Annotated in this window: 14 protein-coding genes; 7 read left to right on the top strand and 7 right to left on the bottom strand. The window is 66.8% G+C overall.

What is annotated here, in order from left to right; genetic code table 11:
• Positions 1-10 precede the first annotated feature (10 nt).
• From AC0IZS_RS14400 to serA, 6 genes are all read right to left on the bottom strand, one after another.
• Entirely contained in the window at positions 11-1,060 is a 1,050-nt protein-coding gene (locus AC0IZS_RS14400; protein ID WP_471636224.1) for a Tim44 domain-containing protein, read from the bottom strand.
• 36 nt (positions 1,061-1,096) lie between these two features.
• The gene (gene ubiE / locus AC0IZS_RS14395) at positions 1,097-1,828 is read right to left on the bottom strand and encodes a bifunctional demethylmenaquinone methyltransferase/2-methoxy-6-polyprenyl-1,4-benzoquinol methylase UbiE (RefSeq protein ID WP_471636223.1); all 732 of its coding nucleotides are present in this window, start codon (positions 1,826-1,828) and stop codon (positions 1,097-1,099) included.
• Positions 1,829-2,064: 236 nt separating this feature from the next.
• Positions 2,065-2,490, bottom strand: coding sequence for a gamma-butyrobetaine hydroxylase family protein (locus tag AC0IZS_RS14390; protein WP_471636222.1), 426 nt, complete (start codon positions 2,488-2,490; stop codon positions 2,065-2,067).
• A 101-nt stretch (positions 2,491-2,591) separates the two neighbouring features.
• Positions 2,592-3,026 carry an HIT family protein gene (locus tag AC0IZS_RS14385; RefSeq protein WP_471636221.1) on the bottom strand — a complete coding sequence of 145 codons (435 nt, stop codon included), beginning with the start codon at positions 3,024-3,026 and terminating at the stop codon, positions 2,592-2,594.
• Positions 3,023-6,937: a DUF3683 domain-containing protein gene (locus tag AC0IZS_RS14380; protein WP_471636220.1), complete on the bottom strand. Its 3,915-nt coding sequence runs from the start codon at positions 6,935-6,937 to the stop codon at positions 3,023-3,025. Before AC0IZS_RS14380 ends, AC0IZS_RS14385 begins: the two co-directional genes overlap by 4 nt.
• Positions 6,938-7,058: 121 nt before the next feature.
• Entirely contained in the window at positions 7,059-8,288 is a 1,230-nt protein-coding gene (gene serA, locus AC0IZS_RS14375; RefSeq protein WP_471636219.1) for a phosphoglycerate dehydrogenase, read from the bottom strand.
• 300 nt (positions 8,289-8,588) lie between these two features.
• Here serA and ugpB point away from each other — a divergent pair, with 300 nt between their 5' ends.
• The 6 genes from ugpB (at position 8,589) to AC0IZS_RS14345 (ending at position 16,226) form a co-directional block, all read left to right on the top strand.
• Entirely contained in the window at positions 8,589-9,899 is a 1,311-nt protein-coding gene (ugpB, locus tag AC0IZS_RS14370) for a sn-glycerol-3-phosphate ABC transporter substrate-binding protein UgpB (RefSeq protein ID WP_428002391.1), read from the top strand.
• A 123-nt stretch (positions 9,900-10,022) separates the two neighbouring features.
• Positions 10,023-10,904 (top strand): sn-glycerol-3-phosphate ABC transporter permease UgpA, encoded by an 882-nt coding sequence (gene ugpA, locus AC0IZS_RS14365; RefSeq protein ID WP_057265118.1) that lies wholly within the window; start codon positions 10,023-10,025, stop codon positions 10,902-10,904.
• A 1-nt stretch (position 10,905) separates the two neighbouring features.
• Positions 10,906-11,757 carry a sn-glycerol-3-phosphate ABC transporter permease UgpE gene (ugpE, locus tag AC0IZS_RS14360; RefSeq protein ID WP_057265119.1) on the top strand — a complete coding sequence of 284 codons (852 nt, stop codon included), beginning with the start codon at positions 10,906-10,908 and terminating at the stop codon, positions 11,755-11,757.
• A gap of 78 nt (positions 11,758-11,835) precedes the next feature.
• On the top strand, positions 11,836-12,846 hold the full coding sequence (gene ugpC, locus AC0IZS_RS14355; RefSeq protein ID WP_471636218.1) for a sn-glycerol-3-phosphate ABC transporter ATP-binding protein UgpC: 1,011 nt from the start codon (positions 11,836-11,838) through the stop codon (positions 12,844-12,846).
• 5 nt (positions 12,847-12,851) lie between these two features.
• On the top strand, positions 12,852-13,619 hold the full coding sequence (ugpQ, locus tag AC0IZS_RS14350; RefSeq protein ID WP_471636217.1) for a glycerophosphodiester phosphodiesterase: 768 nt from the start codon (positions 12,852-12,854) through the stop codon (positions 13,617-13,619).
• A 72-nt stretch (positions 13,620-13,691) separates the two neighbouring features.
• Entirely contained in the window at positions 13,692-16,226 is a 2,535-nt protein-coding gene (locus AC0IZS_RS14345) for a DUF3772 domain-containing protein (RefSeq protein WP_471636216.1), read from the top strand.
• Between the two features lie 8 nt (positions 16,227-16,234).
• On the opposite strand, the gene AC0IZS_RS14340 is transcribed toward AC0IZS_RS14345, so the two are convergent.
• Positions 16,235-16,513 carry a hypothetical protein gene (locus tag AC0IZS_RS14340; RefSeq protein WP_471636215.1) on the bottom strand — a complete coding sequence of 93 codons (279 nt, stop codon included), beginning with the start codon at positions 16,511-16,513 and terminating at the stop codon, positions 16,235-16,237.
• Positions 16,514-16,586: 73 nt separating this feature from the next.
• Here AC0IZS_RS14340 and hemA point away from each other — a divergent pair, with 73 nt between their 5' ends.
• A complete protein-coding gene (hemA, locus tag AC0IZS_RS14335) occupies positions 16,587-17,888 on the top strand; it encodes a glutamyl-tRNA reductase (protein WP_322595220.1) in 1,302 nt (433 codons plus the stop codon).
• The last annotated feature ends 32 nt before the right edge of the window (positions 17,889-17,920 follow it).

Genomic DNA, 17,920 nt, shown 5'->3' with positions numbered 1-17,920 from the left:
AAAGCCGTGCTCACTGCAGGGCCTGCACGCCGGCCACGAGCCAGCCGCTGTCACCGCTCTTGGCCTTGGTCATGTTCCACACTTCGCGGAAGGGGCTCGGGCCTGCCGAGAGCTCTTCGCGGATCATGCCCGAGAACTCCACGCTGGCCATGTAGCCATCGTCCAGCTCTTCGATGCCGAGCAACTGCGCATCGATCATCACCACGTCGGTGTGGTTGGGCTCGGCACCGCGGTGCGTCTCGCGCTCGGCCAGCTGCGAGCGGATCTCTTCGAGCATGCTGTCGGTCATCATCGAGCGCAGGGTGTTGATGTCCGAACGGTCCCAGGCCGCCTGCAGGGTCACGAAGTTGCGCTTGGCAGCTGCGAGGAAACCGGGCGTGTCGAAACCCTCGGGCACGCCCCAGTTCTGCGAACCGGACAGCGCTGCCGCACCGGCGGCGGCACCGCCCAGGCCGGAACCGATCACCACGCCAGAACCGGCCGCAGCGGGTTGTGCGCGCGCCGCCTCGAAGGCCATGCTGTTGCGCTCCCAAGGACGGGCCGATGCATCGTTGCCGACATTGTTGGGGCTGTACTGCGGGGGCACCTGGGCTGCGGCCGGCGTGGCCGCACCGGCGCCCTGGAAGGCGAAGGGCGAACCACCCGCCGCTGCACCGCCCTGGTTGCCAGTGCCGCTGCGCAGGCGCATGACCATCTTGAAGATGGCAAACGCCGCCACGGCCAGCAGCAGGATCATCAGGATGTTGCCGAAGCCTGCGCCCAGGCCCAGGGAGCTGGCCAACCAGGCCAGGCCCAGACCCGCGGCCAGGCCGCCGAGCATGGCGCCCCAGGGCTTCTTGGGAGCGGCGGCCGCAGGGGCCGCAGCCGGCGTGGCCGGCGTGGCCGGTTTGGCCGCGTTGTTGGCGTTTTGGGCAGGGCCGCCGGGCGCCGCGGATTCGCGCTGCGTCACGTTGCTGGACTGCTTGCCCACAGAGTTGCCGCCACCCAGGCGGCGGGCGTCGGCATCCGCATGCGCGAACGCCAGCATTGCCACCAGAACCACAGACCACAGTTTCATCATGTCATCTCCATCTTGTATACGGCTGAACTTTGCTGCTCAGCACTTGATTCCAACATGCAAGGCCACTATGCCGCCAGTCATGTTGTGATAGTCCACATGCCCAAAGCCACTTTGTTGCATGAGGCTTTTGAGCTCCTCCTGGCCCGGGTGCATGCGGATGGACTCGGCCAGGTAGCGGTAGCTCGAGTCATCGCCAGCCACCAGCTTGCCCAATTGCGGCAGCACCTTGAAGGAGTACCAGTCGTAGGCCTTGGTCAGCGGCTTGGCGACCTTGGAGAATTCGAGCACCAGCAGCTTGCCGCCGGGCTTGAGCACGCGGCACATTTCCTTGAGCGCAACATCCTTGTGCGTCATGTTGCGCAAACCAAACGCCACGCTCACCACGTCGAAGTGGGCATCGGGAAACGGCAGCTTCTCGGCATCGCAGACCAGGGTGGGCAGCACCACGCCCGCATCGATCAGGCGGTCGCGCCCGGTGCGCAGCATGGCCTCGTTGATGTCGGTGTGCACCACGCGGCCGGTGGTGCCGACCTTCTTCGAAAACGCCAGGGCCAGGTCGCCCGTGCCACCCGCGATATCCAGCACCTGGCTGCCTTCGCGCAGGTTGGCCACCATCACGGTGTAGGCTTTCCAGGCGCGGTGCAGGCCCGCCGACATGAGGTCGTTCATGACGTCGTACTTGGACGCCACCGAATCGAACACACCGCGCACGTGGCGCGCTTTGTCCTGCTCGTCGACGGACTGGAAACCGAAGTGGGTGCTGCTCATGGGATTCATGCTAGGCGCGTGGGCGCCCAAGGTACAGCGACAACCCCGCACTGAAACGGGGCATCTGCCGCAGGGGTTTTTCAATACCCAGCATCAAAAGACAGGCAACACCTGTCCATGCATGCCGGGTTTGCTATTGTAAGAAGAGCGCCAAAGGCCAGCGCACCGGGCGCCACAGTGGTGCGCGCGGGCCACAGTGCCTGCGCCGGCCCGGCCCATACGGGGTTGGGTGGGTATCAATGGCTGCCGCAGGCGCCGCCGCCGTGGTCGTGGCCCTTGGGGGCCATGGGCGCATCGCGGTCCACGCCGGCATCGGCCAGCCGGCCTTCGTACTGCGCCCACAGCGCGGCCTCCTGCTGGCCCAGCTCGTACAGGTATTCCCAGGTGAAGATGCCCGTGTCATGCCCATCCGAGAACGTGGGCTTGACGGCGTAATTGCCGATGGGCTCCAGGCCTTCGAGGGCCACGTCGCGCTTGCCGGTCTGCAGCACCTCCTGGCCGGGCCCGTGCCCTTTCACCTCGGCCGAAGGCGAGTACACGCGCATCAGCTCGAACGGGATGCGAAATGCCGCGCCATCCGAAAACACCACTTCAAGCACCCGCGACTTGCCATGCACCGTGAGCGCCTGGGGCGTGGGCGAACCCGTTTTCAAACCTGCCATGGATATCCACCTGTGAAAAACGGCCTTGGCGACGACCGCCACGCCGGCCTGCATTGTCCCACCCACAGGCTGTACAGCATGCAACCCGCGGGGCTGCGCGGTTACTGCAGCGCCTGCAGCGCGGACACCATGGCGGCCTCGGTCGCCGGCAGGCGCGCACGCAGCGCGGCTTCCTCGTCCGCTGGGCCGGGCCGCTGGGCCGCCGCCCACACCGGCGCGGGGAAATGGCTGTCCCAGGCGAAGCGCGCAATCACGTGCCAGTGCAGGTGCGGCACCATGTTGCCCAGTGCCGCCAGGTTGACCTTGGTGGGCGCCAGGTGCTGGCGCAGCACCTGCTCCACGGCCGTGACGGCCTCCATGCAGTGCACGCGGTCGGCGGCCGGCAGATCGGAGAACTCGGCCGCGTGCGCATTCCACACCACGCGGTAGAAGGCCGGAAAGCCGGCTTCGTCCGCGCGGATCACGCGCACGCGCTCACCACGCCAGACCAGGGTGCCGCCCTCCGTAGCGCACAGGGGGCAAATCCCCTGGCTCATACCAGAACCCGCTCGATGCCGCCCTGGTTGGCGCGCTCCACGTACTCGGGCATCCAGTTCTCGCCCAGGATCTCGCGCGCCATCTCGACCACGATGTAGTCGGCTTCGAGCAGGCCGTTGTTCAGATCGTCCTGGTAACGGTTCAGGCCCTGCAGGCAGCTCGGGCAGCTGGTGAGGATCTTCACGTTGTCCTTTTCGCCCACGGCGCCGCTGGCACGCAGGGCGGCTTCGCCCTTCTTGATCTCCTCTTCCTTGCGAAAACGCACCTGGGTGGAGATGTCGGGCCGGGTCACGCCCAGCGTGCCCGATTCACCGCAGCAGCGCTCGCTCTTGAGCACCTGCTCGCCCACCAGCGCCTTGACGGTCTTCAAGGCGTCCTGCTGCTTCATGGGGTTGTGGCAGGGCTCGTGGTACAGGTAGGCGCCCTTGCCCTGCAGGGCAATGCCCTTTTCCAGCAGGTACTCGTGGATGTCGATGATGCGGCTGCCCGGAAAGATCTTGTCGAACTCGTAGCCCTGCAGCTGGTCGTAGCAGGTGCCGCAGCTGACCACCACGGTCTTGATGTCGAGGTAGTTCAGCGTATTCGCCACGCGGTGGAAGAGCACCCGGTTGTCGGTGATCATCTTCTCGGCCTTGTCGAACTGGCCGCTGCCGCGCTGCGGGTAGCCGCAGCACAGGTAGCCCGGGGGCAGCACGGTCTGCACGCCCGCATGCCAGAGCATGGCCTGCGTGGCCAGGCCCACCTGGCTGAACAGGCGCTCCGAGCCGCAGCCGGGGAAGTAGAACACCGCCTCGGCCTCGGCCGTGGTGGCCTTCGGGTCGCGGATGATGGGGACGTAGTCCTTGTCCTCGATGTCCAGCAGCGCGCGCGCGGTGCGCTTGGGCAGGCCGCCGGGCAGCTTCTTGTTGATGAAGTGGATCACCTGCTCCTTGACCGGCGCGGTGCCCACGGTGGCAGGCGGCTTGGCGGTCTGCTTGCGGCCGACCTTGCGCAGCAGGTCCACGGCCATGCGCTGCGCCTTGAAGCCCACGCCCACCATGGCCGAGCGCATGAATTTGATGGTCTCGGGGTTGGTGGCGTTGAGCATGGTCATCGCCAGCGCATTGCCGGGGCGGAAGGTCTTCTTGCCCATCTTGCGCAGCAGGTTGCGCATGTTCATGGTGACGTCGCCGAAGTCGATCTTCACCGGGCAGGGGCTCTCGCACTTGTGGCACACCGTGCAGTGGTCAGCCACGTCCTCGAACTCCTGCCAGTGCTTGATGCTCACGCCGCGGCGGGTCTGCTCCTCGTAGAGGAAGGCCTCGACCAGCAACGAAGTGGCCAGGATCTTGTTGCGCGGGCTGTACAGCAGGTTGGCACGCGGCACGTGCGTGGCGCACACGGGCTTGCACTTGCCGCAGCGCAGGCAGTCCTTGACGGAATCGGCGATGGCGCCGATGTCGCTCTGCTGCATGATCAGCGACTCGTGCCCCATGAGGCCGAAGCTCGGCGTGTAGGCGTTGGTCAGGTCGGCGTGCAGCAGCGCCGGGTCGCGCGCCTGGCCTCCGGGGGTGGCGTCCATGGCCAGCACCGGCGCGGCATCGCGCAGCAGCTTGCCCTTGTTGAAGCGGCCCTCGGGGTCCACGCGCTGCTTGTACTCGGCGAAGGGACGCAGCTCCTCGTCGGTCAAAAATTCGAGCTTGGTGATGCCGATACCGTGTTCGCCCGAGATCACGCCATCGAGGCTGCGCGCCAGCACCATGATGCGCTCCACCGCGCGGTGCGCGGTCTGCAGCATCTCGTAGTCGTCGCTGTTGACCGGCAGGTTGGTGTGTACGTTGCCGTCGCCTGCGTGCATGTGCAGGGCCACCCAGACGCGGCCCTTGAGCACGCGCTTGTGGATGGCGGTGGCCTCGTCGAGGATGGGCTTGAAGGCCGCGCCCGCGAAGATGCCTGAGAGGGGCGCACGCAACTGGGTCTTCCAGCTCGCACGCAGGGTGTGGTCCTGCAATTGGGGGAACAGGCTGTCCACGTTCTGCAGCCAGGTGGCCCACAGCGTGCGCACCTCGGTCACCAGGGCGATGGCCTGGGCCACGCGGTCTTCGAGCAGTTCGGCCGAGGGGATCTCGTTGGCGTCGTCCTGCTTTCCGAGGGGCAGATTGCCGCGCTCGAAGAAGTCGGTGAAGGCATCGCACAGCTTGATCTTGTTGCGCAGCGACAGCTCGATGTTGATGCGCTCGATGCCGTCGGTGTACTCGGCCATGCGCGGCAGCGGGATCACCACGTCTTCGTTGATCTTGAAGGCGTTGGTGTGGCGGCTGATGGCCGCCGTGCGCTTGCGGTCGAGCCAGAACTTCTTGCGCGCCTCGGGGCTGATGGCGATGAAGCCCTCACCGCTGCGCGAGTTGGCGATGCGCACCACCTCGCTGGTCACGCGCGCCACCTCGTTGGCGTTGTCGCCCGCGATGTCGCCGATCAGTACCATCTTGGGCAAACCACCGTTGCCCTTCTTGCTCTTGGTGGCGTAGCCCACGGCCTTGAGGTAGCGGTCGTCCAGATGTTCCAGGCCGGCCAGCAGCACGCCGGAGCGCTTTTGCTCGGCGAACATGTAGTCCTTGATTTCCACGATGCTGGGCACCGCGTCCTTGGCGTTGCCGAAGAACTCCATGCACACGGTGCGCGTGTGCTCGGGCATGCGGTGCACCACCCAGCGCGCGCTGGTGATCAGGCCGTCGCAGCCCTCCTTCTGGATGCCGGGCAGGCCCGAGAGGAACTTGTCCGTCACGTCCTTGCCCAGGCCTTCCTTGCGGAAAGTCTTGCCCGGGATGGCCAGGCGCTCGGTGCGCACGGGCGTCTTGCCGTCGGCCTCGAAGTACTGCAGCTCGAAGGTGGCGGTCTCCACATCATGGATCTTGCCCATGTTGTGGTCCAGCCGGGTCACCTCGAGCCACTGGGCCTCGGGCGTCACCATGCGCCAGCTGGCCAGGTTGTCGAGCGCCGTGCCCCAGAGCACGGCCTTTTTGCCGCCGGCGTTCATGGCGATGTTGCCGCCGATGCACGAGGCCTCGGCGCTGGTCGGGTCCACGGCGAAGACGAAGCCCGCGCGCTCGGCCGCATCGGCCACGCGCTGGGTGACCACACCGGCCTCGGTCCACACCGTACCCACCTCGCTGTCCATGCCCGGCAGGCGGCGCATTTCCACCTCGGTCATGGCTTCGAGCTTCTCGGTGTTGATGACCACGCTCTTCCAGGTCAGCGGGATGGCGCCGCCGGTGTAGCCGGTGCCGCCTCCGCGCGGGATGATGGTCAGCCCGAGTTCGATGCAGCCCTTGACCAGCAGGGCCATCTCGACCTCGGTGTCGGGCACCAGCACCACGAAGGGGTACTCCACGCGCCAGTCGGTGGCGTCGGTCACGTGGCTCACGCGCGAAAGACCGTCGAACTTGATGTTGTCCTTGGCCGTCAGGCGCCCCAGCGTGCGCTGGATGCGCCGGCGCAGCTCGGTGGCCTGCACGAAGGTGGCGTTGAAGGCGGACACGGCCTTGCCTGCGGCCTGCACCAGCTCGCCCACCAGGCGGTCGCGCCCGGCGTCGTCGCCCGGGGTGCGGCGCTTGTCGATCTCGGCCAGGCGGTGCTGCAGGGCTTCCACCAACTGCTTGCGCCGGCCGGGGTTGTCCAGCAGGTCATCCTGCAGGTAGGGGTTGCGCTGCACCACCCAGATGTCGCCCAGCACCTCGTAGAGCATGCGGGCGGAGCGCCCGGTGCGCCGTTCCTTGCGCAGTTGGTCGAGAACCTCCCAGGCCGGGGACCCCAGCAGGCGGATCACGATCTCCCGGTCGGAGAACGAGGTGTAGTTATAGGGGATCTCGCGCAGACGCACAGGCTCGGCGGCCTGCGTCTGCAAGGCAGCCAACGCTATCGGAACATTCATGGGGGTCTACCTGGGGTGGGCGCTGCGCGCCCATGAGCCTCGGGGGCGTGATTTTACGCCAGAGGCCCGGCGGGCGCAGGGCAGGCCCCTGCCCCACCCCGCGCACCCGCTCAGGCGCCGTTCAGAACAGCACCCGGCTGCGCAGCGTGCCGGTGACGCCGGCGAGCTTGTCCAGCGCCAGATCGGACGAGGCGGCATCGATGTCGATCACCACGTAGCCGACCTTCTCGTTGGTCTGCAGGTACTGGGCCGAGATGTTGATCTGGTTGTCCGAGAAGATGCGGTTGATCTCGGACAGCACGCCCGGCACGTTGCGGTGGATGTGCAGCAGGCGGTGCTTGCCAGGGTGGGCGGGCAGCGCTACCTCGGGGAAGTTGACCGACGAGGTGCTGGTGCCGTTGTCGCTGTACTTCACGAGTTTTTCGGCCACTTCCAGGCCGATGTTGGCCTGCGCCTCCATGGTGGAGCCCCCCACGTGCGGGGTGAGGATCACGTTGTCCAGGCCGCGCAGGGGCGACAGGAACTCGTCCTTGTTGGTGCGCGGCTCCACGGGGAAGACGTCGATGGCGGCGCCCAGCAGCTTGCGCGACTTGAGCGCCTCGGCCAGGGGCTCGATCTCGACCACCGTGCCGCGCGCAGCATTGATCAGGATGCCGCCTTGCTTCATTGCGGCGATCTCGGCGGCGCCGATCATCCATTGCGTGGAGGGCAGCTCGGGCACGTGCAGGGTCACGATGTCGCTTTGCGCCAGCAGGTCGTGCAGCTTGTGCACCTGGCGCGCATTGCCCAGGGGCAGCTTGTTGACCACGTCGAAGAAGGCCACGTGCATGCCCAGGGCCTCGGCCAGCACCGACAGCTGCGTGCCGATGGAGCCATAGCCGACGATGCCCAGGGTCTTGCCGCGGATCTCATAGGCGTTGTCGGCCGACTTGAGCCAGCCGCCACGGTGCGCCACGGCGTTCTTCTCGGGCACGCCACGCAGCAGCAGGATGGCTTCGGCCAGCACCAGCTCGGCCACGGAGCGGGTGTTGGAATACGGGGCGTTGAAGACGGCGATGCCGCGCTCGCGCGCGGCATCGAGGTCCACCTGGTTGGTGCCGATGCAAAAGCACCCCACGGCCACGAGCTTGCTGGCCTTCGCAAAGACTTCCTCGGTCAGTTGCGTGCGCGAGCGGATGCCCAGAAAGTGCACGTCGGCGATCTTGGCCTTCAACTCCTCGTCGGGCAGGGCGCCGGAGACGGTTTCGATCTGGGTGTAGCCTGCGGAGCGCAGCACGTCCACCGCCGACGGGTGGATGCCTTCGAGCAGCAGGAATTTGATCTTGTTCTTGTCCAGAGAGTTGTTGGCCATGGCAGTTGGTGGTTGCGTATGAAGTCGGAACAGGTCAGGGCATGCGGCCGCGCACCGGATGTGTGCAGCGCATGCACCAACTATGCACCAAGGATGGTGCAATGCACAAAACCTTGCAGGGCTCCGTGAATGGCAAAATGCTGTCACAAAAGCGTCACAATTGGACACATTGCACCTGGTGCAAGGGGATTTCCCCAGTTGTGACCACTACAGTGCTGTGCGACAACGACACATCACTGTCACAAGGGCTGCCTAGCATCCGCCCTTTGTGCATTTCGCCATCTCCGGAAGGAACCATCCATGCAACTCAAGCACCTGGCACTGTCTGCTGCCGTCGCCCTGTCCGTCTGCGCCCCCGCGCAGGCCCAACAAGTAGAAATCCAGTGGTGGCACTCCATGAGCGCCGCCCTGGGTGACTGGGTGAACGACCTGGCCAAGCAGTACAACGCCAGCCAGACCAAGTACAAGGTCGTGCCCACGTACAAGGGCACCTATGACGAGTCGATGACCGGCGCGGTCGCGGCCTTCCGTGCGGGCAATGCCCCCCACATCATCCAGGTGTTCGAAGTGGGCACCGCCACCATGATGGCCAGCAAGGGCGCCATCGTGCCCGCCGCCAAGGTGCTCAACGACGGCGGCTTCAAATTCGACCCCACCCAGTACGTGTCGGCTGTGGCCGGCTACTACACGGCGCCCAATGGCCAGATGCTGAGCTACCCGCTCAACAGCTCCACGACCATCTTCTACTACAACAAGGACGCCTTCAAGAAGGCCGGCCTGGACGCCGACAAGCCGCCCAAGACCTGGCCCGAAGTGTTCGCTGCCGCGTCCAAGCTCAAGGCCAGCGGTCACAGCTGCCCGTTCACCACCAGCTGGATCAGCTGGACGCAGCTGGAGAGCTTCTCGCTGTGGCACAACACGCTGTTCGCGTCCAAGAACAACGGTTTCGACGGCAACGACGCCCAGCTGCAGATCAACACGCCGCTGCACGTGCGCCACTTCGAGAACCTGGCCAAGGCCTCCAAGGACGGCAGCTTCGTCTACAAGGGCCGTGCCAACGCGCCCGATGCGTCCTTCCCGTCGGGTGAGTGCGCCATGATCACCGGTTCGTCGGGCCTGTACGCCCGCGTGGCCAAGGAAGCCAAGTTTGCCTATGGCATCGCCCCCCTGCCCTACTACGACGATGTGAAGGGCGCGCCCCAGAACACCGCCATCGGTGGTGCCAGCCTGTGGGTGATGTCCGGCAAGAAGGCCGAGGAGTACAAGGGCGTGGCCGACTTCCTGAACTTCCTGAACGACACCAAGGTGCAGGCCGCCAGCCACCAGCGTACCGGCTACCTGCCGGTGACGACGGCAGCCTACAAGCTGACCGAAGCCTCCGGTTTCTATGAGAAGAACCCCGGCACCGATGTGGCCGTGACGCAGATGATCCGCAAGGCCACCGACAAGTCGCGCGGCATCCGTCTGGGCAACTTCGTGCAGATCCGCACCATCATCGACGAGGAAACCGAACAGATCTGGTCCGGCAAGAAGTCCCCCAAGGAAGCCCTGGACACGGCCACCACCCGCGGCAACGAGCAACTGGTGCGCTTCGCGCGCGCCAACAAGTAAGCGCTCTCTGAGCGCATATGGCAGCAGCCCTGGCACACCGGCCAGGGCGCTGCCGAAAGCCCGCCTCCCTCGCAAACCGACCCGGTTTGCTGGGTGGCGGGTTGTCTTTTTGAGAGTCTGGACATGGAAAAACGCGTTCTCTTCCGCTCAGCGTGGCTGCCGTGGGTGCTTCTGGCACCCCAGTTGGTCATCATCAGCGTCTTCTTCTTCTGGCCGGCCGGCCAGGCCCTGGTGCAGTCGTTCCAGGTGCAGGACACCTTCGGCTTCTCCAACGAGTGGGTGGGCTTCGACAACTTCAAGGCCCTGTTCCAGGACGAGGGTTACCTGGCCTCGTTCAAGACCACGGCGTTTTTCTCCATTCTGGTGGCGGTCAGCGGCATCAGCCTGTCCCTGATCCTGGCCATCTTTGCCGACCGCATTGTCAAGGGCGCCCTGGCCTACAAGACCGCGCTGCTGCTGCCCTATGCCGTGGCCCCGGCCGTGGCCGGCGTGCTGTGGATGTTCATGTTCTCGCCCTCGCTCGGCGTGGTGTCGTACATGCTGCGCCAGTCGGGCTTCAACTGGAACCACATGCTCAACTCCGACCACGCCATGGCGCTGATCGTGGTCGCAGCCGTGTGGAAGCAGATCTCCTACAACTTCCTGTTCTTCCTGGCAGGCCTGCAGTCCATCCCCAAGTCGCTGATCGAAGCCGCCGCCATCGATGGGGCCGGCCCCTGGCGCCGGTTCTGGAGCATCCAGTTCCCGCTGCTCTCGCCCACCACGTTCTTCCTGCTGGTGATCAACGTGGTCTACGCCTTCTTCGATACCTTCGCCATCGTGGACTCGACCACGCAGGGCGGCCCGGGCCGTGACACCTCGATCCTGGTCTACAAGGTGTATTACGACGGCTTCAAGGCCATGGACATGGGCGGCTCGGCTGCGCAGTCGGTGGTGCTGATGTTCATCGTCGTCACGCTCACCGTGATCCAGTTCCGCTACGTGGAAAAGAAAGTGCAGTATTGAGATGGTTGAACGCAGTCCTTACCTGAAACTCTTCTCGCACCTGATCATGGTGCTGGGGGTGATCATCGTCGGCTTCCCGCTGTACCTGGCGTTCGTGGCCTCCACGCACACGGCCCAGGACATCGTGCAGGCGCCCATGCCCCTGCTGCCCGGCAGCAACTTCTGGCAGACCTACCATGACACGCTGTTCGGCGGCGGCGCGGGCGCGGGCTCTACCGCACCCGTGGCGCGCATGATGTGGGTGAGCTTCGTCACCGCCATCGTGATCACCGTGGGCAAGATCGCGATCTCGCTGCTGTCGGCCTTCGCCATCGTGTACTTCCGTTTCCCCTTCAAGGGCATCTGCTTCTGGCTGATCTTCATCACGCTGATGCTGCCGGTGGAAGTGCGCATCGGGCCCACCTACCAGGTGGTCTCCAACCTGGGCATGCTCAACAGCTACGCGGGCCTGACGGTGCCGCTGATCGCATCGGCGACCGCGACCTTCCTGTTCCGCCAGTTCTTCCTCACGGTGCCGGACGAGCTGGTGGAGGCCGCCCGCGTGGACGGCGCCGGCCCCATGCGCTTCTTCAAGGACATCCTGGTGCCGCTGTCGCGCACCTCGATCGCCGCACTGTTCGTGATCCAGTTCATCTACGGCTGGAACCAGTACCTGTGGCCGCTGCTGGTGACCACCTCGGAAGACATGTACCCCGTGGTGATCGGCATCAAGCGCATGATCGCCGGCGGCGATACCGGCAACGAGTGGAACATCGTGATGGCCACGGCCCTGCTGGCCATGCTGCCGCCCGCGCTGGTGGTGGTGTTCATGCAGCGCTGGTTCGTCAAGGGCCTGGTCGATACCGAAAAGTAAGGCGACTACCCCGCAACCCAATGACCGTGGCGGCCACCACACGTGCCGCCCAGACACAACCCAGATCCCAAAGTTGTTATGGCATCCATCTCCCTTCGCAATATCGTCAAGCGCTACGGCACCGGCCCCAAGGCCAACCAGGTCATCCATGGCGTGAACGCCGAGGTCAAGGACGGCGAGTTCGTCGTCATCGTCGGCCCCTCGGGCTGCGGCAAATCCACCCTGCTGCGCATGGTGGCGGGCCTCGAAGAAATCTCGGGCGGCGAGCTGCGCATCGGCGACCGCGTCGTGAACGATCTGGAACCGGCCCAGCGCGACATCGCCATGGTGTTCCAGAACTACGCGCTCTACCCGCACATGACGAACTTCGAGAACATGGCCTATGGCCTGAAGATCGCCAAGGTGCCCAAGGACGAGATCAAGGCGCGCGTGGACAAGGCCGCCAAGATCCTGGAGCTCGGTCACCTGCTCGAGCGCAAGCCGCGCGAGCTCTCGGGCGGCCAGCGCCAGCGCGTGGCCATGGGCCGCGCCATCGTGCGCCAGCCCCAGGTGTTCCTGTTCGACGAGCCGCTGTCCAACCTGGACGCCAAGCTGCGCGCCCAGACGCGCCTGGAGATCCAGAAGCTGCACCGCGAGCTGGGCATCACCAGCCTGTTCGTGACCCACGACCAGGTCGAAGCCATGACGCTGGCCGAGCGCATGATCGTGATGAACGCCGGCAACATGGAGCAGTTCGGCACGCCCGAAGAGGTCTACCACACGCCCGCTTCGACCTTCGTGGCCAGCTTCATCGGCTCGCCACCCATGAACCTGCTCAAGAACGCACCGAGCGGCAAGCCCGGCACCATCCTGGGCATCCGCCCCGAGCACCTGGACGTGCGCAGCGAGGGCTGGGAAGTCACCGTGGAAACCGTGGAACTGCTGGGCGCAGAGCGCCTGATCTACGGCCGCGTACATGGCGAGCAGCTCATCGTGCGCGTGGAAGAAGGCACACACTCGCCGGCCCCCGATTCGATCATCCACGTCGTGCCGCGCGCCGACCGCCTGCACGCCTTCGACGCCACCACGGGCAAGCGCATTCCGGGCTGAACTCCATGAGTGACGCGCAAACCGAAGCCGGCCTGGCCACTGCCTGGCCCTACCCGCGCTGGATCGCGCACCGCGGCGCGGGCAAGCTCGCGCCCGAGAACACCCTGGCAGCGTTTCGCCTCGGGGCCCAGCACGGCTACCGCATGTTCGAATGCGATGCCAAGCTCAGCCGCGATGGCGTACCCTTCCTGATGCACGACGCCACGCTGCAGCGCACGACCAATGGCCAGGGCACCGGCGGCGACCTGGACTGGAGCGCCCTGTCCCAGCTCGACGCCGGTGGCTGGCATTCGCGCGCCCATGCGGGCGAGCCCCTGCCTACCCTGGAGGCCCTGGCGCGCTACTGCATCGCCAATGCCTACTTCCTGAACATCGAGATCAAGCCCACGCCCGGACTGGAAGAGACCACCGGCCGCGTGGTGGCCGAGACCGCCGCCCGCCTGTGGCAGGGCCAGGCCGTGCCGCCGCTGCTGTCGTCCTTTCAGCCGGCCGCGCTGGCGGGCGCACGTGCCACGGCACCGCATCTGCCGCGCGCACTGCTGGTCGACGTGCACCGCCAGGGCTTCGTAGACGAAGCCCACGGCCTGGGCTGCGTGGCCATCGTCTGCAACCACGCGCTGTGGGATGCCGCGCTGGTGGCCACCGTGCATGGCCAGGGCATGCGCACGCTGAGCTACACCGTGAACGACCCCTGGGCCGCGCAGCGCCTGATCGCTCTGGGCACGGACGGCATCATCACCGACCGGGTCGATCTGTTCAGCCCCGCAGGCTGACCCACCGTTCCAGCCTTGCCGGGCTGGAACACTCTCACACAAGTGGTGCGGCGCGCGCGCCACAATGCACGCATGACATTGCACTGCTTCCGTGACCGCCTTGCGGCCTGCACGGCCCTCCTTTCTGCGCCCCGGTATTCCAGCCGCCTGACCGGCCTGCTGCAAGCCGCCCTCCTGGCGCTGCTGATCGGGCCCTTCGCCCTCCCGTCCACATCGGCCCAGGGCCGTGGAGCCGCGGCACCCGCCGCCGCAGCCAGCAGCGCCGCCGGCGAAAAGCCCGAACTGCCCAGCGTGGACGCGCTGCGCGAGCGCTTCGAGGCCATCCCGGCCAAGATCGGCGAAGACGACGACTACCGCCAATGGCTCAGCGATGTCTCGGCCATCGGCACGGCAGCGAGCCAGGTGGCCGCGCGGCGCGCCGAGGCGCTGGCGGATGTGGACTCCCGGCTTGCGGGCCTGGGCCCCGCGCCGGACAAGGGCGCATCGGCCGAGGCGCCTGACGTGGCGCAGCAGCGCAGCGCGCTGACCAAGGAGCGCAGCGGCATCGACTCCGAACTCAAGCTGGCGCGCCTGATCGCAGTGGATGCCGAGCAGCGCAGCGCCGAGATCATCCGCCAGCGGCGCGAGCTGTTCCAGACGGCGCTGACGACCCGCATCGACTCGCCGCTGACCGGCACCTTCTGGCGCAATGTGCGCAGCTCGTTCCCCAGCGACTGGATGCGCCTGCAGTCCCTGGGCTCCGAAATGCAGGAGGCGGTGGGAAAAGCCTGGGAGCCCCGGCACCGCACAGGTTTTGCAGTGAGCCTGGCCATGGCGCTCTTCGTGGCGATTGCCGGCACCTGGCTAGCAGAACGCCTGCTGCTGCGCCTGGCCCCGGCGCGCCTGCCACAAGGCCGCCTGCGCCGCTCGCTGCTGGCCTTTGCCTCGGTGGTGGTGCATACCCTGCTGCTCGGGCTGGCAGCCCAGTTGGCGTGGAGCAGCCTCACGGTGGATGGCGGCCTGGGCCCGCGCCTGCAGGCGCTCGAGCGGGCCACCATGCAACTGGTGGTGTTCGCCGCCTTCATGATTGCGCTGGGCCATGCGCTGATCTCGCGCAAGCGCAGTTCCTGGCGCCTCACAGCCCTGTCGGACGAGCTGGCCACGCGCCTGGCCCCCTACCCCTGGTGGATGGCGTTCACGGCCCTGCTGGGCGGGCTCATCATCGAGGTCAACCGCGTGGTGGGCGCCAGCCTGTCGGCCGAGGTGTCGGCACACACCCTGTCGGCCCTGCTGATGGCGCTGGTCATCCTGTGCGCACTGCGCCATCTGCGCGCGCCCGCAGCGGCTGCGGGGGACACTCCGGCCACCGAAGCCCCTGCGCAGGAGCCGCCGCCCGCGCCCCGTCCCATCTGGGTGGGCCTGCTGGTGGCTGCGGCAGCCGCCACGGCCTGCGCCATCCTGGTGCTGCTGGTGCTGGGCTTCGTGGCCCTGGCGCACATGCTGGCCGGCCAGATGGTCTGGACCGGCGTGGTGTTTGCCACCACTTACCTCCTGTTCGAGCTGGTGGAAGACCTGGCGCAGGCCGTGCTGTCCTCCCGCGGTGGCTTCGGACAGCGCCTGCACAAGGGCCTGGGCATCGACGGCAAGCTGCTGGACCAGAGCGCTGTGGTGGCCTCGGGTGCGCTGCGTGTGGTGCTGCTGTTCTACATGGTAATTGCCCTGCTGGCCCCGCTGGGCACGGCGCCCGACGAAGTGTTCCGCCGCGGTGGCAGCGTGAACCAGACCCTGCAGGTGGGCAGCGTCACGCTGGCGCCGCAGGCACTGCTGACGGCGCTGGCGATCGCCTGCGCCGGCTTCGTGATGATCCGCATCCTCAAGCGCTGGCTCAGCGACCAGTTCTTTCCGAACACCTCGCTGGAGCCGGGCATGCGCAGCTCCATCGTCACCCTGCTGGGCTACGTGGGCGGCGTGGCGGTGGTCGCGGTGGCGCTGGCGGGCCTGGGCATCAGCGTGGAGCGCATCGCCTGGGTGGCCAGTGCGCTCTCTGTGGGTATCGGCTTCGGGCTGCAGGCCATCGTGCAGAACTTCATCTCGGGCCTGATCCTGCTGGCCGAACGGCCGGTGCGCGTGGGCGACTGGGTGGTGCTGGGCGAGACTGAGGGCGACGTGCGCCGGGTGAACGTGCGCGCCACCGAGATCCAGCTCGGGGACCGCTCCACCGTGATCGTGCCCAACTCCGAGTTCATCACCAAGACCGTGCGCAACATGACACTGACCGGCGCCCCCGGCCGCGTGCTGCTGCGACTGCCGGCGCCGCTCGATACCGACGCCCAGCGCATGCGCGAGGTGATCCTGGCGGCCTTCACGGCCCACGAAGGGATCATGGCCGACCCCGAGCCCATCGTGCAACTCGAAGGCATCCTGAACGGCACGCTGACCTTTTTGGCGATCGGCTATGTGAGCAACCCGCGCAATGCGGGCGGGGTGCGCAGCGACCTGCTGTTCTCCATCCTGGACAGCCTGCGCGATGCGGGCCTGGCGCTGTCACCACCCGCCACCACGGCCATCACGCATGGAACCCGCGCACAGGGGGGAGACACGCCGCTGGCGCCGGTTGCCCAGGCCTGAGGGCGCGCTCAGGCGCGCCAGCTCTTGCCCATGGCCCACTGGCAGGTGGCGCAGGCCAGCACCAGCGCGGCGTAGGTGGCCATCTTGCCGTCGCGGCCCAGCAGCACCAGTCCGCCCAGCAGCACGGCGCTGCCCACTGCGAATTGGATAGCAGCCTGGGCCCACTTGGCGCGGTAGGCGCCGGATTTCCAGCCCAGCAGGCGCGCGCCCAGCACCATCAGCACGGCCATGGCGGCAGCGGGGGCGAAGAAATTCAGCAGGTGGTTGAGCGTGTCCAGAGGACCCATGGCAATTGACCCAGATCAAGGCTTTCCCAGGCAGTTGTACCGGGATGTGCCAACAATTTTATAATCAGCGTCTATGGCAGTCTGGGCCCTCGGCATCAACCACACCACCGCGCCCCTCGATTTGCGCGGCAGGTTCGCGTTCGCGCTCGACCAGATCGCCCCCACACTGCACGGCCTGCGCCAGTCGCTGGGCCAATCCAGTCGCCACCCCGGTGTGGAAACCGCGATCATTTCCACCTGCAACCGCACCGAAATCTATTGTGCGGGCGAGCAGGCGGCCATCGACCACACCCTGGGCTGGCTGGCGCAAAGCGGCGGCGTGAGCCCGGCACTGCTGCGCTCGCATTCCTACTCGCTCGAAGACAGCCTGGTGGCGCGCCATGCCTTTCGCGTGGCCAGCGGGCTCGACTCCATGGTGCTGGGCGAAGCCCAGATCCTGGGCCAGATGAAGGACGCCGTGCGCGCCGCCGAAACCGCTGGCGTCCTGGGCACCACCCTGAACCAGTTGTTCCAGCGCAGCTTTGCCGTGGCCAAGGAGGTGCGCACCTCCACCGAGATCGGCGCGCACAGCATCAGCATGGCGGCTGCCGCCGTGCGCCTGGCCGGCCAGTTGTTCGAGGACCTCGGCAAGATCCGCGTGCTCTTCGTGGGCGCGGGCGAGATGATCGAACTGTGCGCCACCCACTTCGCGGCCAAGAACCCCAAGCAGATCGCGATTGCCAACCGCACGCTGGAGCGCGGCGAAAAGCTCGCCACGCGCTTTGGTGGCGAGGTCATGCGCCTGGCCGACCTGCCCGAGCGGCTGCACGAGTTTGACGCGGTGATCAGCTGCACCGCCAGCAGCCTGCCCATCATCGGCCTGGGCGCCGTGGAGCGCGCGCTCAAGAAGCGCCGCCACCGCCCCATGTTCATGGTCGACCTGGCGGTGCCGCGCGACATCGAGCCCGAGGTCAAGGCCCTGGGCGACGTCTACCTGTACACGGTGGACGACCTGGCCAGCGTGGTGCAGACCGCCCAGGCCAACCGCCAGGCGGCCGTGGAGCAGGCCGAAGCCATCATCGATGCGGGCGTGCAGAGCTTCATGCACTGGATGGACCAGCGCCACCCCGAGGGTGGCGTGGTGCCCCTGATCCAGCAGCTCAACGCCCAGACCGACAGCTGGCGCGCCGCCGAGATCGCGCGCGCCAAGAAGCTGCTGGCCCGTGGCGAGGACGTGGATGCCGTGCTCGAAGCGCTGTCGCGCGGCATCACGCAGAAGATGCTGCACGGCACCATGGCCGAGCTGCATGCGGGCGATGCCGAGATGCGCGCCCAGACGGCGCAGACCGTCTCGCGCCTGTTCCTGCGCTCGCAAAGCAAGAACAGCGGCCTGTAGCGGCGCCCGCCGCTCCTCCCGGCCCGCTGCCC

The sequence above is a fragment of the Acidovorax sp. AC410 genome, assembly GCF_979253235.1.
The sequence above is the reverse complement of the archived record's forward strand: the minus strand, read 5'-3'. Positions and strand labels throughout refer to the sequence as shown.